General features: G+C 75.1%; 17 protein-coding genes. 13 read left to right on the forward strand and 4 right to left on the reverse strand.

The window, feature by feature from the left end:
• Positions 1 to 1500 carry a MocR-like transcription factor YczR gene (yczR, locus tag ACZ5GH_RS26530; RefSeq protein WP_464335403.1) on the reverse strand — a complete coding sequence of 500 codons (1500 nt, stop codon included), beginning with the start codon at positions 1498 to 1500 and terminating at the stop codon, positions 1 to 3.
• A gap of 131 nt (positions 1501 to 1631) precedes the next feature.
• Between yczR and yczE the strand changes: the two genes are divergently transcribed.
• The 3 genes from yczE to ACZ5GH_RS26545 all read left to right on the forward strand — a co-directional run bounded on the left by yczE (position 1632) and on the right by ACZ5GH_RS26545 (position 5539).
• Positions 1632 to 2372 carry a membrane protein YczE gene (yczE, locus tag ACZ5GH_RS26535; protein ID WP_387758839.1) on the forward strand — a complete coding sequence of 247 codons (741 nt, stop codon included), beginning with the start codon at positions 1632 to 1634 and terminating at the stop codon, positions 2370 to 2372.
• 64 nt (positions 2373 to 2436) lie between these two features.
• Complete coding sequence (gene recN, locus ACZ5GH_RS26540; RefSeq protein ID WP_387758841.1) at positions 2437 to 4194, forward strand: DNA repair protein RecN; 1758 nt, start codon at positions 2437 to 2439, stop codon at positions 4192 to 4194.
• Positions 4195 to 4360: 166 nt separating this feature from the next.
• Complete coding sequence (locus tag ACZ5GH_RS26545) at positions 4361 to 5539, forward strand: glycosyltransferase family 4 protein (protein WP_387758843.1); 1179 nt, start codon at positions 4361 to 4363, stop codon at positions 5537 to 5539.
• Positions 5540 to 5556: 17 nt separating this feature from the next.
• On the opposite strand, the gene ACZ5GH_RS26550 is transcribed toward ACZ5GH_RS26545, so the two are convergent.
• Entirely contained in the window at positions 5557 to 7551 is a 1995-nt protein-coding gene (locus tag ACZ5GH_RS26550; RefSeq protein ID WP_387758845.1) for a glycoside hydrolase family 15 protein, read from the reverse strand.
• A gap of 718 nt (positions 7552 to 8269) precedes the next feature.
• Between ACZ5GH_RS26550 and ACZ5GH_RS26555 the strand changes: the two genes are divergently transcribed.
• From ACZ5GH_RS26555 to ACZ5GH_RS26600, 10 genes are all read left to right on the forward strand, one after another.
• Positions 8270 to 9949, forward strand: a complete 1680-nt coding sequence (locus ACZ5GH_RS26555) for a CTP synthase (RefSeq protein ID WP_464335404.1) — start codon at positions 8270 to 8272, stop codon at positions 9947 to 9949.
• A gap of 108 nt (positions 9950 to 10057) precedes the next feature.
• Positions 10058 to 10705: an NUDIX domain-containing protein gene (locus tag ACZ5GH_RS26560; RefSeq protein WP_387758848.1), complete on the forward strand. Its 648-nt coding sequence runs from the start codon at positions 10058 to 10060 to the stop codon at positions 10703 to 10705.
• 260 nt (positions 10706 to 10965) lie between these two features.
• Complete coding sequence (locus ACZ5GH_RS26565) at positions 10966 to 13065, forward strand: AAA family ATPase (RefSeq protein WP_464335405.1); 2100 nt, start codon at positions 10966 to 10968, stop codon at positions 13063 to 13065.
• A gap of 260 nt (positions 13066 to 13325) precedes the next feature.
• Positions 13326 to 14441: an alanine dehydrogenase gene (gene ald / locus ACZ5GH_RS26570; protein ID WP_387758850.1), complete on the forward strand. Its 1116-nt coding sequence runs from the start codon at positions 13326 to 13328 to the stop codon at positions 14439 to 14441.
• A 425-nt stretch (positions 14442 to 14866) separates the two neighbouring features.
• Positions 14867 to 15934 (forward strand): ParA family protein, encoded by a 1068-nt coding sequence (locus ACZ5GH_RS26575; protein ID WP_369808367.1) that lies wholly within the window; start codon positions 14867 to 14869, stop codon positions 15932 to 15934.
• Positions 15935 to 15975: 41 nt separating this feature from the next.
• Positions 15976 to 16563, forward strand: coding sequence for a hypothetical protein (locus tag ACZ5GH_RS26580; protein WP_464335406.1), 588 nt, complete (start codon positions 15976 to 15978; stop codon positions 16561 to 16563).
• 349 nt (positions 16564 to 16912) lie between these two features.
• On the forward strand, positions 16913 to 17776 hold the full coding sequence (locus tag ACZ5GH_RS26585; RefSeq protein WP_464335407.1) for a segregation and condensation protein A: 864 nt from the start codon (positions 16913 to 16915) through the stop codon (positions 17774 to 17776).
• A 284-nt stretch (positions 17777 to 18060) separates the two neighbouring features.
• Complete coding sequence (gene scpB, locus ACZ5GH_RS26590; protein ID WP_387758950.1) at positions 18061 to 18654, forward strand: SMC-Scp complex subunit ScpB; 594 nt, start codon at positions 18061 to 18063, stop codon at positions 18652 to 18654.
• Between the two features lie 62 nt (positions 18655 to 18716).
• Positions 18717 to 20030 (forward strand): pseudouridine synthase, encoded by a 1314-nt coding sequence (locus ACZ5GH_RS26595; RefSeq protein ID WP_464335408.1) that lies wholly within the window; start codon positions 18717 to 18719, stop codon positions 20028 to 20030.
• A gap of 361 nt (positions 20031 to 20391) precedes the next feature.
• Positions 20392 to 21399, forward strand: a complete 1008-nt coding sequence (locus ACZ5GH_RS26600) for a helix-turn-helix domain-containing protein (protein WP_387758856.1) — start codon at positions 20392 to 20394, stop codon at positions 21397 to 21399.
• Between the two features lie 118 nt (positions 21400 to 21517).
• Here the strand turns inward: ACZ5GH_RS26600 and ACZ5GH_RS26605 are convergent, their stop codons facing one another.
• Positions 21518 to 21880, reverse strand: a complete 363-nt coding sequence (locus ACZ5GH_RS26605; RefSeq protein ID WP_464335409.1) for a DUF952 domain-containing protein — start codon at positions 21878 to 21880, stop codon at positions 21518 to 21520.
• 86 nt (positions 21881 to 21966) lie between these two features.
• A complete protein-coding gene (locus tag ACZ5GH_RS26610) occupies positions 21967 to 23514 on the reverse strand; it encodes a mucoidy inhibitor MuiA family protein (protein WP_464335410.1) in 1548 nt (515 codons plus the stop codon).

The raw sequence follows: 23514 nt of genomic DNA on the forward strand, positions 1-23514 counted from the left end.
TCAGACCGCCAGCGGCTGGGCCTCGTCGGCCGGTTCGAGCCGGCCGCCGGCCGCCGCCCGGGCGGCCACCGCGGCGAGGCGTTCGACGGCGGCGGGAACGGTCGCGGCGGGCACGGTGAGCGGGATGCGGATGTGGTGCTCGAAGGCGCCGTCCGAGCCGAAGCGGTTGCCCGAGGCGATCCGGACCCCGCCGCGCTCCCCGGCCCGGGCCAGCGCGGCGCCGGACAGGCCGCCGGTGGAGACCCACAGCGCGAGTCCGCCGGGCGGCATCGTGAAGGTCCAGGCGGGCAGCCGTTCGGGCAGGGCGGCGGCGAAGGCGTGCGCGCTGGCCCGCAGCCGGGCCAGCTGGTGCTCGCGGACCTCGGGCAGCGGTTCGCCCAGCAGCTCGGCGGCGATCAGCTGGTCCAGCACCGGGGTGCCGACGTCGCTGTGGACCCGCTCGTTGGCCAGCCGGCGCACCAGCGCGGGCGCGGCCCTGACCCAGCCGATCCGCAGGCCGCCCCAGAGCAGCTTGCCCGCCGAGCCGACGGTGACCACCTGGGCGGAGCGGTCCAGGGCCGCCGTCGGGCGCGGCAGCGGCGTGGCCGGCGGGACGCCCCAGCCGAGTTCGGCGGTGGTCTCGTCGGCCAGCACGACGCTCCCGGCGGCCCGGGCGTCGGCCAGCAGCTCGCGGCGCCGCTCCTCGTCGACCAGCGCGCCGGTCGGGTTGTGGAAGTCCGGGATCACGTAGGCGACCCGCGGCCCGGCGCCGCGCAGCACCCGCCGCCACTCGTCGAGGTCCCAGGTGGGCCGTGGCGTCCAGGTGTACGGCACCGGGACCAGCCGGGCGCCGGTCAGCCGCAGTGCCGACAGGGTGTGGGCGTAGCTGGGCGCCTCCACGGCGACCCGGTCGCCGCGGCCGATCAGCGCCCGCTGGACGAGGTGCAGGCCGCCCATCGCCCCGGTGGTGATCAGGATCTGGTCGGGTGTGGTGGGCAGGCCGCGGTCGGTGAAGCGGCGGGCGACGGCCTCGCGCAGCACCGGGACGCCGGTGGGGTAGTGGCCGTGCCCGGAGGCGTAGTACGGCAGCTGTTCGACGGCCCGGGCGGCGGCCCGGCCGAACCAGGGCTGCGGGGCGGGCGGGGCGGCGACGCCGAGGTCCAGGATGCGGTCCTGCTCGTGCGGCGGGACGGGGTGCAGGGCCTCGCCGGGCGGCGGGGCGCCCTCGGGCAGGGCGGTCCAGCTGCCCGCGCCGCGCCGGCTGTGCAGGTAGCCGTCGCCGCGCAGGGTCTCGTACGCGGTGGCGACGGTGGTGCGGCTCATCGCGAGGGCGGTGGCCAGCTCGCGTTCGGCGGGCAGCCGGGCGCCGACCGGCAGTCTGCCCTCGGTGACCAGCAGCCGGATCTGTCCGGCCAGGGTGCGGTAGGCGGGTCGGCGGGCGGCGGCCGGCTCGGGGAGCCGGGCGGTGGAGAGCAGCCGGGCCAGCGCGGGCGGCGTGACGGTGGTGTGCCAGTCGGCCATGGCGAATCAGTCCACTCGCTCGGGATTGGCCCTGGAGGGGGCCGTTTTGGCCTGGCCATCATGGCAGGGCGGCCGTACCGGCCGCCACCGCCGGGCCGTCCCGGTGGTGCAGCACCACCGCAGGAGCACCATTGGCCACCCCGTCCACCGCGGCCCCGTCCACCCCCGCCGTCCGGTCCACGACCACCTCCGCCACGACCGCCGTGGGCCCGGTGCCCGCCGCCACCCGCCCGGCCGGGCTCGCCGTCCGGGTGTTCGGCGACACCCATGCCCTGGGCCGCCGGATCCCCCAGCTGTTCGTCGGCCTCGCCCTGTACGGCGTGAGCATGGCGCTGATGCTCCGGGCCGGCCTCGGCCTCGACCCCTGGGACGTCCTGCACCAGGGCCTGCAGCGCACCGTCGGCCTCTCGGTCGGCGCCTGGGTGACCGTCTGCGGCGCCCTTGTCCTGCTGCTGTGGATCCCGATGCGCCAGCGCCCGGGCCTGGGCACCGTCGCCAACGTGCTGGTGATCGGCGTGACCATGGACCTCACTCTGCGGGTGATCGGCGGCCCCGGCGCCCTGCCCGCCCGGATCGCCCTGACGGCCGCGGCGATCGCGCTGAACGGCCTGGCCAGCGGCCTCTACATCGGCGCCCGGCTCGGCCCCGGCCCGCGCGACGGCCTGATGACCGGGCTGCACCGGCGCACCGGCCGCTCGCTGCGGCTGATCCGCACCGGCATCGAGGTGACGGTGCTCACCGTCGGGCTGCTGCTCGGCGGCACCGCCGGGGTCGGCACCGTCGCGTACGCGCTGGCCATCGGCCCGCTGGTCCAGCTCATCCTGCCCTGGTGCACCGTGCCGGCACCCGCGGAGGACTCCCGGAAGGGATGAACTTCGGGGCACGGAGTTGCCGCGCGCCGTTGTCGCTCGTCGCGCGCCGGGGGTGGAACCTCGTATGGTCGTCTCCGTGTTGGACGAGATGCGGATACGGGATCTTGGGGTCATCGACGACGCGGTGGTCGAACTCGCCCCCGGCTTCACCGCCGTGACCGGTGAGACCGGCGCAGGAAAGACCATGGTGGTGACCAGCCTCGGCCTGCTGCTCGGCGGCCGCGCCGACCCGGGCCTGGTGCGCAACGGCACCGGACGCGCCGTCGTGGAGGGCCGGCTGGAGCTTCCCGCCGACTCCCCGGCGGCGGCCCGCGCGATCGAGGCCGGGGCCGAACTGGACGACGGCGCGCTGCTGATCAGCCGGACCGTCTCCGCCGAGGGCCGCTCCCGGGCGCACGTCGGCGGCCGGTCCGTCCCGGTGGGGCTGCTCGCCGAACTCGGCGAGGACCTGATCGCGGTGCACGGCCAGACCGACCAGCAGCGCCTGCTGCGCCCGGCCCGCCAGCGCGGCGCCCTGGACAGGTACGCGGGCGCCTCGGTGGCCGAGCCGCTGGCCCGCTACCGGGAGACCTACCGCGCCCTGCGGGAGGTCTCCGCGACCCTGGAGGAGCTGACCACCCGGGCCCGCGAGCGCGCCCAGGAGGCCGACCTGCTGCGGTTCGGCCTGGACGAGGTCGCCGCCGCCGAGCCGGTGGCCGGCGAGGACGTGGAGCTGGCCGCCGAGGCCGAGCGGCTCGGCCACGCCGACGCGCTGTCCTCCGCCGCGACCCTCGCCCACGCCGCCCTGGCCGGCGACCCGGTCGACCCGGAGGCGCTGGACGCGGGCACCCTGCTCGCCCAGTCCCGCCGGGCCCTGGACGCCGTGCGCCACCACGACGAGCGGCTGGCCGCCCTGGCCGACCGCCTCAACGAGGTCGGCTACCTGCTCGCCGACGTGGCCGGCGACCTGGCCGGCTACGCGGACGACCTGGACGCCGACCCGGTGCGCCTGGCCGCCGTCGAGGACCGCCGGGCCGTGCTGGCCCAGCTGCTGCGCAAGTACGGCGGCGAGGAGAACACCCTCGCCGAGGTGCTCGCCTGGGCCGAGGCCGGGGCGGCGCGGCTCGCCGAGCTGGACGGCGACGACGACCGGATCGACGAGCTCGGCGCCCGGGAGACCGAGCTGCGGGCCGAGCTGGCCGAGCTGGCCGCCGAGGTCTCGCAGGCCCGGCACGACGCGGCCGGCCGGTTCGCCGAGGCGGTCTCCGCCGAGCTCGCCGAACTGGCCATGCCGCACGCCCGGGTGACCTTCTCGATCAGCCAGGTCGACGACCTGGCCGGGATCGAGGTCGGCGGGCGCACCGTCGCCTACGGCCCGCACGGCGTGGACGAGGTCGAGGTGCTGCTCGCCCCGCACCCCGGCGCCCAGCCGCGCCCGATCGCCAAGGGCGCCTCCGGCGGTGAGCTGTCGCGCGTGATGCTCGCCGTCGAGGTGGTCTTCGCGGGCGCCGACCCCGTCCCCACCTACCTGTTCGACGAGGTGGACGCGGGCGTCGGCGGCAAGGCGGCGGTCGAGATCGGCCGCCGGCTGGCCAAGCTGGCCGAGTCGGCCCAGGTCGTGGTGGTCACCCACCTCCCGCAGGTGGCCGCGTTCGCCGACCGGCACCTGGTGGTGGAGAAGACCAACGACGGCACCGTGACCCGCAGCGGTGTCAAGGTGCTGAACGACGAGGAGCGGGTGCGCGAACTCTCCCGGATGCTGGCCGGTCTGGAGGACTCGGAGCTGGGCCGCGCCCACGCCGAGGAACTGCTGGCCGCCGCCCGGGCCCCGCGCCGCCGCTAGCCGGAGCCGGCGGCCCCCTGCGGACACCGGCGACGCGCCCCGTGGCGCCGACTGTCCAAGAGGGCCGCCGACCTGGCATGGTGGCGGCTGGACACTGGCTTCCCAGCCCCGAGCGCCGCCCGGCGGGCAATCCTCGCGAAGCGGCGCGCGAACCTGATCGAGTCGGATGCGAGACGACGTGGACCATTCCGCCGCCCGGGCCACCGCGGCCGTCCCCGAACCGGGGCAGCTGCACGTGGTACTCGTCCTGGCCGCCAGCACCGGCGGCATCGGTGCGCACGTGCGCTCCCTGGCCCAGGGCCTGGTCGCGCACGGAGTGAACGTCACGGTCTGCGCGCCGGCCGGTACGGACGCGCTGTTCGGTTTCTCCCGTACGGGGGCCAGGTTCCACACCGTCGACATCACCCCCACCGCCGGCGCCCGCAGCGACGCCACCGCGATCGGCGAGCTGCGCCGGGCCTTCACCGGCGCCGACGTGGTGCACGCCCACGGGCTGCGCGCCGGGCTGCTCTCCGACCTGGCGCTGCGCACCGCGGGCCGCTTCCCGGGCCTGCGCCCGGAGACCCCGCTGGTGGTCACCTCGCACCACGCGCTGCTGGCCACCGGCATGGAGCGCCGGCTGCAGCGGCTGATGGAGCGCCGGGTGGCGCGCGCCGCCGACCTGGTGCTCGGCGCCTCCTCCGACCTGGTCGCCCGGGCCCGCGAGCTGGGCGCCACCGACGCCCGGCTGGGCCCGGTGGCCGCCCCGCCGATGCCCGAGGGCCGGCTCGGCCGCCCCGAGGCGCGCGCCGCGCTGCTCGGCGACGGCCCGGACCGCCCGCTGGTGCTGGCGGTCGGCCGACTCGTCCCGCAGAAGGCCTTCGGGCTGCTGCTGGACGCCACCCGGGAGCTGTCCTCGCTGACCCCGGAGCCGCTCGTCCTGCTCGCCGGGGACGGCCCCGAGGCGGGCGCGCTGCGCGAGCGGGTGGCCGCGGAGAAGCTGCCGGTGCGGCTGCTCGGCTACCGCACCGACGTGCCCGACCTGCTGGCCGCCGCCGACGTGGTGGCGGTCTCCAGCCGCTGGGAGGCCCGCTCGCTGGTGGTGCAGGAGGCGGTGCGGGCCGGCGTGCCGGTGGTCGCCACCGCCGTCGGCGGCATCCCCGAACTGGTCGGCGACGCCGCCGTGCTGGTGCCCTCCGGCGATCCGGCGGCGCTCGGCCGCGCGGTGCGCGACCTGCTGGCCGACCCGGCCCGCCGCGAGCGGCTGGTGGCGGCCGGCCGGCAGCAGGCCGAGACCTGGCCGGACGAGTCCGCCACCGTCGCCCAGGTGCTCAGCACCTACGACGAGCTGGTGCAGCGCGGGTAGGGACGGCCCCCGGACGGTCAGACGGTGGCCCGCTCGACCCGGTCGGCGGCCGGCCCGTCCGGCTGGGCGGACAGGTACGCGGCGCCGCAGGCGGTCAGCCGCAGGGCGGTGTCGATCAGCGGCACGTGGCTGAAGGCCTGCGGGAAGTTGCCGACCTGCCGCTTGAGCCGCGGGTCCCACTCCTCGGCGAGCAGCCCGAGGTCGTTGCGCAGCGAGAGCAGCTTGTCGAACAGCTCGCGGGCCTCCTGGACCCGGCCGATCATGGCGAGGTCGTCGGCCAGCCAGAACGAGCAGGCCAGGAAGGCGCCCTCGTGGCCGGAGAGGCCGTCGACGTTGTTGCCGCTCTCGTCGTGGGTCGGGTAGCGCAGCACGAAGCCGTCCTCGGTGGACAGTTCGCGCTGGATCGCCTCGATGGTGCCGATCACCCGCTTGTCGTCCGGCGGCAGGAAGCCGACCTGGGGGATCAGCAGCAGCGAGGCGTCCAGCTCCCGGCCGCCGTAGTACTGGGTGAAGGTGTTGCGCTCCGGGTCGTAGCCCTTCTCGCAGACGTCGGCGTGGATCTGCGCGCGGAACTCGCGCCAGCGCTCCAGGTGGCCGCCGGCCGGGGCGTCCTCGGGGGTCTGCTCCAGCAGCTTGATGGTGCGGTCGACGGCGACCCAGGCCATCACCTTGGAGTGGACGAAGTGCCGGCGCGGGCCGCGGACCTCCCAGATGCCCTCGTCCGGCTCCTGCCAGTGCTCCTCCAGGTACTCGATCAGGCGCAGCTGGAGGTGGTGGGCGTGGTCGTTGCGGACCAGGCCGGTCATGTGGGCCAGGTGCAGCGCCTCGACGACCTCGCCGTAGACGTCGAGCTGGAGCTGGCCCGCGGCGCCGTTGCCGACCCGGACGGGCTGGGAGCCCTCGTAGCCGGGCAGCCAGTCCAGCGAGGACTCGGTGAGCTCGCGCTCGCCGGCGATGCCGTACATGATCTGGAGGTTCTCCGGGTCGCCGGCGACCGCCCGCAGCAGCCACTCGCGCCAGGCGCGGGCCTCCTCGCGGTAGCCGGTGCGCAGCAGCGAGGAGAGGGTGATGGCGGCGTCGCGCAGCCAGGTGTAGCGGTAGTCCCAGTTGCGTTCGCCGCCGATGTCCTCGGGCAGCGAGGTGGTGGGGGCGGCGACGATGCCGCCGGTGGGGGCGTAGGTGAGGCCCTTGAGGGTGATCAGGGAGCGGATCACGGCCTCCCGGTAGGGGCCCTGGTAGGTGCACTGGTCGGCCCACTCGTGCCAGAAGTCGGCGGTGGCGTCCAGCATCTCCTCGGCGTCCGGGGGCCGGGGCGGGTCGAGGTGGGAGGCCTGCCAGGTGAGGGCGAAGGCGATCCGCTCGCCGGCGGTGACGGTGAAGTCGGCGTAGGTGGTGAGGTCGCGCCCGTAGGTCTCGGCCTCGCCGTCCAGCCAGACCGAGTCGGGGCCGGCGACGGCGACGGTGCGGTGGCCGCCGTCGGCCTGTTCGACGCGGTGCACCCAGGGCACGATCCGGCCGTAGGAGAAGCGCATCCGAACGGCCGAGCGCATCCGCACGGCGCCGGAGACGCCCTCGACGATCCGGATCACCTGGGGGACGGCGTCCTTGCCGGCCAGCGGGCGCGGCGGCATGAAGTCGATCACCCGGACGGTGCCGCCCCGGGTGTCCCACTCCTGCTCCAGGATCAGCGAGTCGCCCCGGTAGCGGCGGCGGTCCGCCGGCACGGCGGGGACGGCGGCGGTGGGCGGCGGGACCCGCAGGTCGGTGTCGGCGATGCGGGCCCGGCCGTCGGCGGGGCGCGTGGCGGCGGCCGGGGCGGAGGCCCCGGTCGGGCCGACCTCGGCCGGGCCGATCCGCCAGAAGCCGTGTTCATCGGTGCCGAGCAGGCCGGCGAACACGGCCGGCGAGTCGAAGCGGGGGAGGCAGAGCCAGTCCACCGCCCCGTCCCTGCTGACCAGGGCAGCGGTCTGCATGTCCCCGATGAGTGCGTAGTCCTCGATACGGCCGGCCACGTGGATCTCCAGTTCGCAATGTGGTCAGGGCATCGGCGAGCGGAGGGAGCGAGCGGGTTGCGGGGCCGGAGGTCCACCCCGGGACGTCCGGCCCGCCGGGGGTGGTGGCGGGCCCTGCTGGAGTGTCCGCGGGGCTCGGTCGAGCCCCTGGAGTGGGTGGGGATGAGCGGGAATACGGGGAGGTCCGGTCGCGCATCGGGGACCGGGAGTCGTCCTGACCCTCCCACGCCCTCCGCGTGCTCGTGCTGTCGGCGATGCGTCCGAGCAGCTTACGACGGACGAAAGGGGCGAAGCACGCGGGCGCAGCCCGGTGTGGCGCCGCAATTCGGCGGAAATGCCGTGCATCGCGAGGGCGTGGCGCAGGATGGTCCGGAAGGATCAGCTCCGCCTGGTCCGCCCGGAGGAGCCGGAATGGTCCGTACGGGCACCTCGCTCTGGCCCGGTCCGGTGGGTTGTGCGACCGGTGTGACACCTGCGGCGTGTGATGCGCCGGTGGTGCGCCCCGCGCGCGCTCCCGGCGCGGCGCGCGTGGCCCGAACGGCGACCGGGTCGACGCACTGATACCCTGGTATCCCGTGGACCGGCGGGATCAAACGCCCCGGACCAGCCGAACCGACGACCCAACGAGCGCCGCGCACCGAGCCGGCCTCCCGTCGCCCGGCGAACCCCGAGCTCCCGCCCACGTCTCCTTCGACACGCGACCCACGGGAGCCCCCTCTTGGCACAGCCCCATTCCGGCAAGGCAGCGAACGGCCGCGCCGTGACGACCAAGCACCTCTTCGTCACCGGGGGTGTCGCCTCTTCGCTCGGAAAGGGGCTGACCGCCTCCAGCCTGGGCGCGCTGCTCAAGGCCCGCGGCCTGCGCGTGACGATGCAGAAGCTCGACCCGTACCTCAACGTGGACCCGGGCACCATGAACCCGTTCCAGCACGGCGAGGTGTTCGTCACCGACGACGGCGCCGAGACCGACCTGGACATCGGCCACTACGAGCGGTTCCTGGACACCAACCTGCACGGCTCGGCGAACGTCACCACCGGCCAGGTGTACTCGACCGTCATCGCCAAGGAGCGCCGCGGCGAGTACCTGGGCGACACCGTCCAGGTCATCCCGCACATCACCAACGAGATCAAGTCCCGGATCCGCCGGATGGCGACCGAGGACGTCGACGTGGTGATCACCGAGGTCGGCGGCACCGTCGGCGACATCGAGTCGCTGCCGTTCCTGGAGGCCGTCCGCCAGGTCCGCCACGAGGTCGGCCGGGACAACGTGTTCTTCGTGCACGTCTCCCTGCTGCCGTACATCGGCCCCTCGGGCGAGCTGAAGACCAAGCCGACCCAGCACTCCGTCGCCGCGCTGCGCAACATCGGCATCCAGCCCGACGCCATCGTGCTGCGCGCCGACCGCGAGGTCCCGCAGGCGATCAAGCGCAAGATCTCGCTGATGTGCGACGTGGACGAGGAGGCCGTGGTCGCGGCCATCGACGCCAAGTCGATCTACGACATCCCCAAGGTGCTGCACGGCGAGGGCCTGGACGCCTACGTGGTGCGCCGCCTGGACCTGCCGTTCCGCGACGTGGACTGGACCACCTGGGACGACCTGCTGCGCCGCGTCCACGAGCCGCAGCACATCGTCAAGGTCGCCCTGGTCGGCAAGTACATCGACCTGCCGGACGCCTACCTGTCGGTGACCGAGGCGCTGCGCGCCGGCGGCTTCGCCAACAACGCCCGGGTCGAGATCAAGTGGGTCACCTCGGACGACTGCGAGACGCCCGAGGGCGCCCGCGAGCAGCTCGGAGACGTGGACGCGATCTGCATCCCCGGCGGCTTCGGCGACCGCGGCGTCAACGGCAAGGTCGGCGCCATCACCTACGCCCGCGAGAACAAGGTCCCGCTGCTGGGCCTGTGCCTGGGCCTGCAGTGCGTGGTCATCGAGGCGGCCCGCAACCTGGCCGGCCTGCCGGAGGCCAACTCCACCGAGTTCGACGCCGCCGCCAAGCACCCGGTCATCTCCACCATGGCCGAGCAGCTGGCCATCGTCGACGGCAAGGGCGACCTGGGCGGCACCATGCGCCTGGGCCTGTACCCGGCCAAGCTCGCCGAGGGCTCGATCGTCCGCGAGGTCTACGGCGGCGAGCAGTACGTCGACGAGCGCCACCGCCACCGCTACGAGGTCAACAACGCCTACCGCGCGGACCTGGAGAAGACCGGCCTGGTGTTCTCCGGCCTCTCGCCCAAGGGCGACCTGGTCGAGTACGTCGAGTACCCGCGCGAGGTGCACCCCTACCTGGTGGCCACCCAGGCCCACCCGGAGCTGAAGTCCCGTCCGACCCGCCCGCACCCGCTGTTCGCGGGCCTGGTCAAGGCGGCCATCGAGATCATGACGGCGGACTCCGAGTAGTCCCCGGCCGCCGTAGACAGCGGTCGTTCACCGGACGGCGGCCCCGCGATTCCCGCGGGGCCGCCGTTCGGCGTTAGATTGTGTCGTACTGACGAAAAGGGGAGAGCGATGGACGAGCAGAGCCGCCAGGTGATCGCCGACGTGGCCGAGGAGTGGGAGGTCCGGGCGAGCGGGACGCCGTTCCAGGGCAAGGTCACCGGCGTGCGCAGCGAGGAGGTCCGGATGCCCGACGGCAGCTGGGCCCGCCGCGACTACCAGACCCACCCCGGCTCGGTCTCGGTGCTCGCCCTGGACGACGAGCAGCGGGTGCTGGTGCTGCGCCAGTACCGCCACCCGGTGCGCCAGCGGCTCTGGGAGCTGCCGGCCGGCCTGCTCGACGTGCCCGGCGAGAACCCGTGGCGCGCCGCGCAGCGCGAGCTGTACGAGGAGGCGCACTGCAAGGCCGGCACCTGGCGGATCCTCGCCGACTACTACACCTCCCCGGGCGGCACCGACGAGGCGCTGCGGATGTTCATCGCCACCGACCTGGCACCGGCCGACGGCGACCGCTACGCGGCCGAGGGCGAGGAGCAGGAGATCGAGGTCGCCTGGGTGCCGGTGCCGGAACTGATCCGGCTGATCCAGGCCGGGAAGCTGCACAACCCGACCCTGATCACCGGCGCCCTCGCCGTGCACGCCGCGCTCACCGGCCCGGACGGGCTGGACGCGCTGCGCCCGGCGGACTCGCCCTGGCCGGCCCGTCCCTTCGAGGCCTGAGCCCGCCCCGGCGGGGTGCGCGCGGCCCGTGCGTCGCCCCCTGCCGCCCCGGCATCGCCCGGCGCGTCGCGGCGGACGTTGAGTCGTTGGGGTGATTTGCCGATTCGTACGACCGGATGTCACCTCGGCTGAGCCGGACGGTCGAACTACGCTTCGCAGACAGGGCGCCCGTACCGGGCCGCCCCCGCTGAGCTCGGGGGCCGGGCACCGGAAGCCGAGCGTCGGATGCCGAGCGCGGGATGACGTCGGGAGTGGCACGGGTGGCGAGGAAGACGGCGACGATGGATCCCGGCCCCGGCGCGCCCGCCGGGGCCGTCCCGGGCCTGGAGCGGCTGCCGGCCGGGCCCGCGCTGTTCGTGGGGCGGCGCGCCGAACTGGCCGCGCTGCGGGCGGCCGCCGCCCGCCCGGCGAGCGGGCGCTGCCCGGTGCTGGTGCTGGCCGGGCGCCCCGGCTCCGGACGGACCACGCTGGCCGCCCGCTTCGCCCGTACCGTCGCCGCGGACTTCCCGGACGGCGTGCTGTTCGTCCGGATGTCCGCCCCGGACGGCGGCCGGGTGCCGCCCGCCCGGGCCGCCCGGCTGCTGCTGGAGCAGCTCGACCCGCGGACCGCCGTACCGCTGCCCGGCGCGGGCGAGGACGGGCGGGACGAGCCCGGCTGCGTGGCGCTGCGCGAGGCGCTCGCCGGGCTGCGGGTGCTGCTCGTGCTGGACGACGTCCGGGACGCCGGGCAGGTGTGGCCGCTGCTGGCCGACGAGCCCGGCTGCCTGGTGCTCGCCACCACGGCCGGGCCGCTCACCGGGATCGAGGACATCGACCCGGTGATCCTCGGCGGGCTGGACCGGCAGGCCTCCGGCGAGCTGCTGGCCGACCTGGTCGGCGGCACCCGGATCTCCTGCGACCCGGTCGGCGGGGCCGACCTGGCCGAGGCCTGCGCCGCCCGGCCGGCCGCGCTGCGGCTGATGGCGGGGTGGCTGCGCGGGAACCCGAAGACCGCGGTCACCGACGCGGCGCGCGAGCTCAACCGGGTGGTGGGGGAGGAGACGGGAGCCGCCAGGGCCTCCGCGGAGCCGGCCGCGGCCGCCGCGGTGGAGGAGAAGGAGAAGGACAGGGGGAGGGAACGGGCCGGGGCGCCGAACAAGAACAAGAAGGAGAAGGAGGGGGAGCGGGCGGCGAAGCCCCCGGGTACTCCTCCGGCCGGGCCCGCCAAGGCGGCCGCCGCCGCGGTGACCGGGTCGGCCGGCGACCCGGCGGCCTGGGTGAAGCCCGGACCGGAGCCGGCCGAGCCGGTGCCCGTCCCCGACAACGACCCGCTGCTCGGCGCGTTCACCCTGCTGTACCGCGGGCTGCCGGCCGCCCAGGCGCGGATGCTGCGCACCCTCACCCTGGCGCCGGCGCAGACCGCCGACCCGCGCACCGCCTCCGCCCTGGTGGGCTGCCCGGTGCCGGACGCGGCCGCGACGCTGGCCGCGCTCGCCGAGCGGGAGCTGCTCGGCGAGGAGGCGCCGGCCGCCGACGGGACCCCGCGCTACCGGGTGCCCGGGCGGCTCTACCCCCGGCTGGTCCGGCTGCGCGAGCAGGAGGACCGGCCCGCCGAGACCGAACTCGCCCGGGCCCGGCTGCTGGAGCGGCTGGTCCGGCTCACCGAGTCGGCCCGGGCACTGCTGGACCCGGCGGCCGCCCCCGGCCCGGAGCCGCTGCCCGCCCCGCTGCGGCTGCGCTCGGCGGCGCACGCCCGGGAGTGGCTGCTCGGCGAGCGGGAGCTGCTGCTCGGCGCGGTGGCCGACGCGATCGGCCAGGGCGACCTGGACGGTTCGGCCGGGCGGCTGGTCACCGCGCTGCTGCGGACGCTGCCGCTGACCGGCGCCGCCGCCCCCGCCGACCTCTACCGGCTGCACGAGCTGGTGCTGACCGTCGCCGAGCGCGGCGCCCGGCCCCGCCGGGCCTCGGCCGCACTGCTCAACCTGGGCGACCTCCAGGCCTCGGCGGGCCGCTGGGAGGCGGCCGCCGTCCACTACCGGGCCGCCCTGGAGCACGCCCGGAAGGCCGACGACGAACCGCTCTGCGCCCGGGCCCTGGAGAGCGCCGCCAACTGCCACCGGGCGCTCGGCGACGCGGTGCGGGCCGCCGACTGGTACGGGCGGGCGCTCGGTCTGCGGCAGGCGCTCGGGGACCACGCGGCGGAGGCCCGGCTGCTCGCCCGGGTGGCCGAGGCGCACACCGCGCAGCGCCGCTTCGACGAGGCCGACCGGGAGTACCGGGCCGCGCTCGCGGTGCTGCGCCGGCTGGGCGACGAGCGGGGCCGGGAGGCCGTCGCAACGGCCCTCGCGGACCTGCGGGAACGCGTCGACGCCGGGTGGTGACGGGCGTTTCGGAGGTATTGTCGAAGATGCCCGGTTAGGACGTCTTTGGCGGGTAAGTCGCAGGGGAAGCCTACGAACCTGCCAATGTGTGCGGGAAAATTATTCACTTTGGAAGGCTGACACGCCGACTGGGCTTCATTACACTCGGACTCAGTCGCGCAGCGATCCCCGCCCCGGGCTGCCCGGAGGCTTCCCCACGTGCGCGTCGCCCACCGGTCTTCTCCGGTCGGGACCCCCATGGCAAGAGGACGTGTTCAGTCGTGAAGGTCGGCATCCCCCGCGAGGTCAAGAACCACGAGTACCGCGTGGCCATCACGCCCGCCGGCGTGCATGAGCTGGTCCGCAACGGACACGAGGTCTACATCGAGGACAACGCCGGTCTCGGCTCCTCGATCCCGAACGAGGAGTACGTGGCCGCCGGCGCCACCATCCTCCCCACCGCCGACGAGGTGTGGGCCACCGCCGACCTGCTGCTGAAGGTCAAGGAGCCCATCGCCTCGGAGTACCACCGGCTGCGCAAGGGCCAGACCGTCTTCACGTACCTGCACCTGGCGGCCGACCGGGCCGGCACCGACGCGCTGATCGCCTCGGGCACCACCGCCATCGCGTACGAGACCGTGCAGCTGTCGAACGGCGCGCTGCCGCTGCTCGCCCCGATGTCCGAGGTCGCGGGCCGGCTGGCCCCGCAGGTCGGCTCGTACCACCTGATGCGTCCGGCCGGCGGCCGCGGCACCCTGCCGGGCGGCGTGCCCGGCACCCACCCGGCCAAGGCCGTCGTCATCGGCGGTGGCGTCTCCGGCTGGCACGCGGCCACCATCGCCATCGGCATGGGCTACGACGTGACCCTGCTGGACCGCGACATCAACAAGCTGCGCGAGGCCGACCGCATCTTCGGTACGAAGATCAAGGCCATCATGTCCAACTCGTTCGAGCTGGAGAAGGCCGTCCTCGACGCCGACCTGGTCATCGGCGCGGTGCTGATCCCGGGCGCCAAGGCCCCGAAGCTGGTCACGAACGAGCTGGTCTCCCGCATGAAGCCGGGCTCGGTGCTGGTCGACATCGCGATCGACCAGGGCGGCTGCTTCGAGGACTCGCACGCCACCACGCACGACGAGCCGACCTTCAAGGTCCACGACTCGGTCTTCTACTGCGTGGCCAACATGCCGGGCGCCGTCCCGAACACCTCCACCTACGCGCTGACCAACGCCACCCTGCCGTACGTGCTGGAGCTGGCGAACCGCGGGTGGAAGGAGGCGCTGCGCCGCGACGCCGCGCTCGCCAAGGGCCTGAACGTGCACGAGGGCCAGATCACCTTCCCGGCCGTGGCCGAGGCCTTCGGCCTGGAGTCGGTCTCCCTGGAGAGCGTGCTCGCCTGAACCCTCTGACCGCCCGGCGGTCGTTCGCCCCCGACCCGATCACTTCGGGCCGGGGGCTTCGCCGTGCCCGTGATCAGCGGGTCGACCGGGTAGGTCGCTCTGTCGTCAATATCCGTCGGTCATGTCACCCGCCCGCAGAAACGTTGGGGCCGGTGACCCTCTCATCCCTTGACAGCAGCCCGCTCGATAGTCGACACATCCTGCCCACTACCGTGGATTGTGTTGCTGCGAACGCCTTGAACGGCCTAGAGTCGCAAACCGTCGGCATGCTGCCACGCTGACGAATCGACATAGAGTCCTGGATGCCCAAGGAGGTAAGACGACTTGTGAATGAGTCGACAATTGCTCCCGGGGGTGGTCAGCCAGGACTGGCGGAACTCACCGCCGGCCAGCCGAGTGAGGAGCCCGGGGCCCGGCAGCCCTCCGTGGGCTCGGCCGAGGTCGGCTCGGTCGCACTCCGTACCTTCGAAGCACGCCAGAACACAGCACAGGTGACCACGGTGACCGATCACGACGCCGACTTGGCGGCCTACGGCCTGGCCTACGGCGAGTTCGCCTACGGCGCCTACGACGACCCGGACGCCGAGTACGAGCCGGACCCGGAGTACGCCGCCACGCTGGCCCCCGACGCCGCGCGCCAGCGCCGCGAGCGGGTCGGCCCGACCGGCCGCCCGCTGCCGTACTTCCCGATCCCCGCGCCGGTGGCCGAGCACGGCCCCGCCCAGATCATCGCCATGTGCAACCAGAAGGGCGGCGTCGGCAAGACCACGTCGACCATCAACCTGGGCGCGGCGCTGGCCGAGTACGGCCGCCGGGTGCTGCTCGTCGACTTCGACCCGCAGGGCGCGCTCTCGGTCGGCCTCGGCGTCAACCCGATGGAGCTCGACGTCACCGTCTACAACCTGCTCATGGAGCGGGGCCTGACGGCCGATGAGGTGCTGCTCAAGACGGCGGTCCCGGGGATGGACCTGCTGCCCTCCAACATCGACCTCTCCGCCGCCGAGGTGCAGCTGGTCAGCGAGGTGGCCCGGGAGTCCGCGCTGGCGCGCGCCCTGAAGCCGCTGCTGCCCGACTACGACTACGTCATCATCGACTGCCAGCCCTCGCTGGGCCTGCTGACGGTCAACGCGCTGACGGCCGCTCACAGCGTGATCGTCCCGCTGGAGTGCGAGTTCTTCGCGCTGCGCGGTGTCGCGCTGCTGACCGAGACCATCGAGAAGGTGTGCGAACGGCTCAACCCGGACCTGCGCCTGGACGGCATCCTGGCCACCATGTACGACTCGCGCACCGTGCACAGCCGCGAGGTGCTGGCTCGCGTCGTCGAGGCGTTCGGCGAGCACGTCTTCCACACCGTCATCGGGCGGACCGTGCGCTTCCCGGAGACCACCGTCGCCGGCGAGCCCATCACGACGTACGCGACCAACTCGGTCGGGGCCGCCGCCTACCGCCAGCTCGCCAGGGAGGTGCTCGACCGGTGCCGCCCCGCCGAGTGAGTCTCCCGGGTGCCGACGAGCTGTTCCGGACCACGGGGGGGATGGCGCTGTCGCCCTCCCTCGCGCCGCGTCCGGCCGCCGAGGCAGCCAGACCGGAGACCGCGCGGACCGTCAACGGCCAACCGGACGGCGCCGAGGCCGCCACGACCGCCCAGGGCGCCCAGGACGACCGGCAGGTGACGCCGGAGCAGCAGGCGGCCGCCACGGTGCCGGCGCCCGCGCAGCCGCCCGTCCAGCGGGCCGGCACGGCCGCCGGGCCCGCACCCGCCGCAGGCGTCGCCGCGGCCGGGAAGACCGTCTCGGGGGGTCGCGGTGCCGGCTCGGCCCCGGCGCCCCGGACGCACCAGGGCGCCGTCGAGGAGCAGCCCGGTGCCGCCGGGCGCGCCCGGCCGCGCGGCCGCGCGCCGCGCCGGCCCAGCGGGCGCGAGCGGCACGACGAGAAGATCACGGTGTACGTGTCCGCCGAGGAGCTCATGGACCTGGAGCACGCCCGGCTGGTGCTGCGCGGCGAGCACGGCCTGGCCGTGGACCGCGGGCGGATCGTCCGGGAGGCCATCGCGGTCGTCCTGGCGGACCTGGAGCAGCGGGGCGAGGCCTCGATCCTGGTCCGGCGGCTGCGCGGCCGGTAGGCGGCGCGGAGGGCGGCCGGCGGTTCCGCCGGGCGTCGAGGGGGGCCGCTGGCCCGGCGTGGGGAGGCCGCCGGTCGGGCGGCAGGGCGCCGCGGGGCCCCGGGCGGGGCCGCGGGGGCCGAGAGCCTCGGGACGGCCGCCGTAGGGCGCTCCTGGGCCTGTGGGGCCGTCTGAGGGAAGCGGGACGCCGTGGCTGGTCCGGTTGGACCGGATCGACGGGACGGGCGCGCCTGAGGGCCCCGTACGGGCTCGTGGAAGCCGGCGGGCGCCGGTTCCGGACCCGCTGGAGCGGCGTGTCGGGTGGCCCCGGGGCGGAGGCGGGGACGGGGACGGGCGAAGATGGACCGTCATGCCCAGGACCGCCGAACCAGCCGCCGCCGCGAACGCGACCGAGGACGAGTCGCGGGGCGGCTTCCGGGTACGGCTGGACAACTTCGAGGGCCCCTTCGACCTGCTGCTCAGCCTGATCGCCAAGCACAGGCTGGACGTCACCGAGGTGGCGCTGGCCACCGTGACGGACGAGTTCATGGCGTACATCCGGGCGATGGGCCCGGACTGGGACCTGGACGCGGCGACCGAGTTCCTGGTGGTGGCCGCCACCCTGCTCGACCTCAAGGCCGCCCGGCTGCTGCCCGTGGCCGAGGTCGAGGACGAGGCGGACCTGGCGCTGCTGGAGGCCCGCGACCTGCTGTTCGCCCGGCTGCTCCAGTATCGGGCGTACAAGCGGGCGGCGGCGCTGTTCGGCGAGCGCTGGGCGGCCGAGCTGCTGCGCCGGCCCCGGACCGCCGCCCTGGAGCCCCGGCACGCGGAGCTGCTGCCCGAGGTGGTCATCACCGTCGGGCCGCGGCGGCTCGCCGAGCTGGCGGCCAGGGCGATGGCGCCCCGACCCGCGCCGGTCGTCTACGTGGACCACATCCACACCCCGCCGGTGAGCGTGCGCGAGCAGGCGGGGCTGGTGGTGGGGCTGCTCACCGAGCTGGGCGAGGCCTCGTTCCAGCGGCTGGTCGAGGACGCGCCGGACGACCTGGTGGTGGTCGCCCGCTTCCTGGCGCTGCTGGAGCTGTACCGGGAGCGGGTGCTCGCCTTCGAGCAGCCGGAGGCGCTCGGCGAGCTGCTTGTGCGCTGGGTGGCCGAGGAGGGCCGGGCGGCGGTCGAGGTGACGGACGAGTTCGACCGGCCGACGGGCGGGGTCGGGGAGGACGGACGGCGATGAGCGGCGGGAACGAGGGCGGGCGGCCGGTGCGGCGCCCGCTGGGGCTGCCGGGGCGGCCGCGGGCCGAGGAGTGGCTGGAGCCGGCCTTCGAGCTGCTGCCGGACCCGGTGGAGGCCGCGGAGGCGGTGGAGGCGGGGGAGCCGGTGGCGGACGAGGCGCGTGTCGTGCACCAGAAGTCGGCTCCGTCGACTTCCGGTGTCCCTGATGCCTCCGGTGTCCCCGGCGCCTCCACGGCCGAGGGGGCCGCCGACGCCGGGCTGCGGGCCGATCTGGAGGCCGTCCTGATGGTCGTCGACGAGCCGGTGGCGGAGGAACGGCTGGCCGAGGCGCTGGAGCGGCCCCGGGCCGAGGTGGCGGCCGCGCTGCGCGAACTGTCCGCCGAGTACACCTCCCAGGGCCGCGGCTTCGACCTGCGGCTGGTCGCCGGCGGCTGGCGGTTCTACAGCCGGGAGAGCCGCTCCGCGGCCGTCGACCGCTTCCTCCTGGACGGCCGGCAGGCCCGGCTCACCCAGGCCGCGCTGGAGACCCTGGCGGTGGTCGCGTACCGGCAGCCGGTGTCCAGATCGCGGGTTTCCGCCGTCCGTGGTGTGAACTGTGACGGCGTGATGCGTACCCTGGTACAGCGAGGACTGGTGGAAGAGGCCGGATCCGAGCCCGAAACAGGTGCGATCCTGTATCGGACGACGAACTACTTCCTGGAACGGATGGGGCTCCGCGGCCTGGACGAGCTGCCGGAACTCGCTCCCTTCCTGCCCGAGGTCGACGACGTGGAAGCGGAGTCCCTGGAGGGCACGATGATCGCGGAGGCGGTCGCCGCCGCTGCCGCGCAGGCCGCGGACGGCAGTGGCGAGGCCGGTCGGGCCGGGCCCGATCGGTAGGGGGCGGTGAGGTCGGCCGAAACGACCGCACATCCCAGACGGAACGACGTACGGACACTTTGATGCGTAGCAGTGGCAACGGCAGGAACAGCAGCGGCGGCGGGAGCGGTCGCGGCGGACAGGGCGGGGGCCGGGGCGGCGGCTCCTACGGCGGCAGCGGCGGCGGTCGCGGCGGCTCGGGCTCGCGCGGAGGTTCGTACGGCGGCAGCGGCGGTGGCCGCGGCGGCTCGGGTTCGGGCGGAGGTTCGTACGGCGGTGGCCGCGGCGGCTCGGGTTCGGGCGGAGGTTCGTACGGCGGTGGCCGCGGCGGCTCGGGTTCGGGCGCGGGCTCGCGCGGCGGTTCGTACGGTCGTGACGACCGGCGCGAGGGCCGCCGGGACGACCGTCGCTACCCGGACCGCCCGCTGCGGCCCGAGGAGCGCCGGTACGACCGCCCCGAGTACGGCGGCGGCCCCAACGCCACCCCGGCCCGCGGCGGCTTCGCCGGCCGGCGCCCCGGCCCGGCCCCGCGCCCGCGCCGCGAGGGCCAGGGCGCCCCGGGCGACCCGCGCCGCCAGCCGCAGCGCTCCCGCGAGCTCCAGGCCAAGATCGAGGACGCCGTCCTCGCCCGGCACGACAAGCCGGCCGTCAAGCTGCCCAAGACCTTTGGCGAGCCCGAGGGCGAGCGCCTCCAGAAGGTGCTGGCCCGGGCCGGCATCGGCAGCCGCCGCGCCTGCGAGGAGCTGATCGAGCAGGGCCGGGTCGAGGTCAACGGCAAGCGCGTCACCGAGCAGGGCAAGCGGGTCGACCCGCAGAACGACGAGATCAAGGTGGACGGCCTGACCGTCGCCACCCAGTCCTACCTGTTCTTCGCGCTGAACAAGCCGGCCGGCGTGGTCTCCACCATGGAGGACCCGGACGGCCGCCAGTGCCTGGGCGACTACGTGACCAACCGGGAGACCCGGCTGTTCCACGTCGGCCGCCTGGACACCGAGACCGAGGGCATCATCCTGCTCACCAACCACGGCGAGCTGGCCCACCGCCTCACCCACCCGCGGTACGGCGTGACCAAGACCTACCTGGCCGCGATCCAGGGCCCGATCCCGCGCGACCTGGGCAAGCAGCTGGCCCAGGGCATCGAGCTGGAGGACGGCTACGCCCGCGCCGACAGCTTCAAGGTCATCTCCAACGTCGGCAAGAACTACCTGGTCGAGGTGACCCTGCACGAGGGCCGCAAGCACATCGTCCGCCGGATGCTGGCCGAGGTCGGCTTCCCGGTCGAGAAGCTGGTGCGCACCCACTTCGGCCCGATCGCCCTGGGCGACCAGAAGTCGGGCTGGCTGCGCCGCCTGACCAACCCGGAGGTCGGCCAGCTGATGCGCGAGGTCGGCCTCTAGACCCCGCCGTCGACGGGCCCCGGGCCCGTCCGCTCCGCCGGAGCCCCCGGTCGCACCTTTCGCGGCCGGGGGCTCCGGCGTTCGCGGGCGGTCGTTCGCGGGCGGTCGTTCTCGGGCGGTCGTTCCCGGGGGGGGTGAACGTCCGCGCATGGATGTCCACGTTCCGGACAGGTCGTGTGAGCCGGGACGCAACCGCTGGTCACGGCCTTGTCAGTGTCATGATCCGTGGCCGAGGATGGCCACCGGAGCACCACCCGCCGCGTGGCGGGACTGCGCCAGCACGGGGCGTGCCGGCCGGGGTGGGTGCGGGCCGAGGGAAACCGGGCCACCGGAGAACGGGCGAGCAGGGGGAGAGGGCGTCGTGTCCGATGCAGCACTGGGGCGGGTCGGCGGACAGGCCCTCGGCGCGCTGGGACTGGCGGAGCCGGACGGGCAGGTCTACGCGGCGCTGGTGGCCAACCCGCAGTCCACGGCCGAGGAGCTGGCGGAGAGCTGCGGGCTGACGTTCCAGCAGAGCGTGCGCGCACTGGACCGGTTGGCGCAGCAGGGCATGGCCACCCGGGCGCCGGTGGACCGGCACCGCTACCTGCCGGTGCCCCCGGACGTCGCGATCGGCACCCTGATCGGCCACCGGGAGTCGGAACTGCGCTACGCCCGGGCCGAGATGCACCGGTTGATGGACGCCTTCCGGGAGGCCTCGCGGTACACCGACCCGGCGCACTCGGTGGAGGTGCTGACCGGCGGCGAGGCGATCGCCCAGCGGCTGGAGCACATCACCGAGACCAGCCAGTACCAGGTGCGCGGCTTCGACCGCCCGCCGTACATCCAGGACCCGGTGGCGCCGCTGACCCTGCAGCGGCGGCGGCTGCGCGAGGGCGTGAAGTTCCGGACGGTCTACGACCGGGAGGCGGTGGCCTGGCCGGGGCGGCTGGAGAAGAACATCCTGGTCGGCGTCGCGGACGGCGAGGAGGCGAGGGTCCGGCCGACCCTGCCGATGAAGATGATCATCTCGGACGACCGGATGGCGATCATCCCGATCAGCGTCGGCGACAGCGTGCTGGACGCCGCGTACGTGATCCACCCCTCCGCGCTGCTCCAGGCGCTGGACACGCTGTTCGAGGCGGAGTGGGAGCGGGCCGTCCGCCTGCAGGCGGCGGTCGGCGCCGAGGACGCCGGGGCGGAGCCGGAGGCCGACCACCGCAAGCTGCTGGGCCTGCTGGCGGCCGGGCTCACCGACGAGTCGATCGCCCGCTCGCTCGGCTGGAGCGCCCGGACCACCCAGCGCCGGCTCCAGAGCCTGATGCGCTCGCTGGGCGCCACCACCCGCTTCCAGGCCGGGATGGCGGCCCGGGAACGGGGATGGCTGTAGGGCCCGGTCGGTTCGTCGGTCGGCCGGCGCGGGCGCGGGGACGATCGGCGGGGCGGGGCCGGGGAGGATCGGCGGGGCGGGGCCGGGGAGGTGACCTCGCCCGGCCCCGCCCGCGCCGTCAGCTCCAGGGGCTGAGCGAGGCCCAGCGGCCGTCCGGCCCGCGCTCGACCTTCTCCAGGCCGACCACGGCGGTGCGGTTCAGCCGCCCGTAGATGTGCGGGAACAGCACGCCGGGGGTGGCCCCGGGCGGCGGGGCGCCGTGCGGGGCCTCCCACTTCACCATCGGCTCCACCAGCGACTCCTCGATCAGCAGCACCATCAGCGGGTCGGGAGCGTCGGCGAAGAAGGCGTTGGCCACCGCCAGCGCCGTCGGCTCGTCCGCCGAGCAGTGGATGAACCCGTCGGTGAGCAGCGAGGTGGTGGCGTACGGGCGGCCCGGGTCGGCGAGCCAGTCGTCCAGGGGGGCGAGATGGAGGATCATGCTTCCTTTTCTACCCGTTGTCTCCGGTTCGGACCTGAGCGGCCGTCATCGGCACGGTGGTGTCCGCCGCCGGGCCGCCCCCGCGGTCAGAGCCCGGCCACCTTGGCGGAGGCGGACACCTCGTACACCAGGGTGAGGGTGCGCCGGGCGCCGGGGGCGAGCGGGACGTCCCAGCGGACGATGCCCTCGCTGTCGAAGGAGTCCGGCGCCGGAGAGCACTCCTCCTTGCGCAGCCGCACCTCGACCGCGGACACCTCGGAGACCGGCACCCGTTCGCGCACGGTCACGATCCGCTCGTCGTGCTCCTCCGGGCCGGAGAAGCGGGACAGGTGCAGCCGGACCGTCCGGGTGGTGGTCTGGCGGCCGGTGAGGCCGGCGGTGGCCTGGCGCTCCTCGACCTCCCGGACCACCCGGTAGCCGTCCGAGCTGCCGAAGGACAGCTCGGCGTCGGCGCCGGCGGCGGTGAAGCGCAGCTCGCCGCGGCCGGTGAAGCCGCTGCCGCGGACCAGCTCGACCGGGCCGGACAACAGCGGGTGCCCGGCCGCGTTGCGGAACCGGACCACCTGGGTGACCAGCGGGGACAGCTCAGGGGCGCAGGCGTACTCGCCGGCCGCCGCGGCGGTGAAGGCCCCCAGCGGCACCCGGTGCGCGCGGCCGTCGGAGGGCACGGTCGCGGGGGCGGGGGCGGGCAGCACCCGGACCTCGCCGCCGTCGTCCACGCCCGGCACCCCGGAGGACGGGCCCAGGGTGGCGACCGCCTCCTCGCGCAGCTCGACCTCGACCGTGCGGCGCTCCTCCTCGGTGCGCTCGCGCAGCACCAGGACGTCCTCGGCGACCGCGGGCGGGGCGGTGGCGAGGGCGGAGCGGGCGGTGGAGAAGGTGAGCCGGGCGTTCGTCCAGTCCTCGCCGGTGCGCTGCCAGACCACCGCCTCCGACTCCAGGCGCAGCTCGCCGCCGTCCAGGGTCGCCCGGTAGGAGGGGCGCCACAGCGCACAGGGCACCAGGTGGGAGACGGTCAGCTCGGCCGGGCCGGGGCGCGCCGCCTCGACGGTGAGCTCCAGGTGGGCGGTCAGCTCGGCCGGGTCCTCCTCGGCCTCGTCCAGCGCGATCAGGGCCTGCGAGCGCTGCTGCTCCAGGCGGCGCAGCCGGGAGTGGGTGGCGCGCAGCTCCTCGCCGTGGCGCTCGCGCTCGGCGTCCACCCGGCCCAGCTCCCGCGCCCAGCGGTTGGGTTCGAGCTCCCCGAGGCCGGCGCCCTCGCCGATCTCGCGCAGCAGGTCGGCGGAGAGCTGGGCGAGCAGCGCCAGCCGGGCCTCCAGCCGGGCCCGGGTCTGGTCGGCCAGCCGGGTCTCGGCGTCCAGCCGGTGCAGCCGGTGGCGCAGCTCGGAGTCCTCCGGGCCGGGCGGCAGCGGGGTGCGCGGCATCCAGCCGCGCACCAGCCGGGCGTCCAGTACGCGGACGCCGTCGGTGGCGGACTCGGCGCGCAGGGTGCGGTCGACGGCGAGGGCGGTGAGCGGGCCGAGGCGCAGCCGCTGCACGCCCGCGGCGAGCCCGATCGTGGTGCCGCGCTCGACCTGGCTGCGGTCCTCCAGGCAGGTCACGGCGGTGACGGGGAGGGGAAGGGTCTCGACGGTCAT

This window comes from Kitasatospora sp. Xyl93 (genome assembly GCF_055383135.1).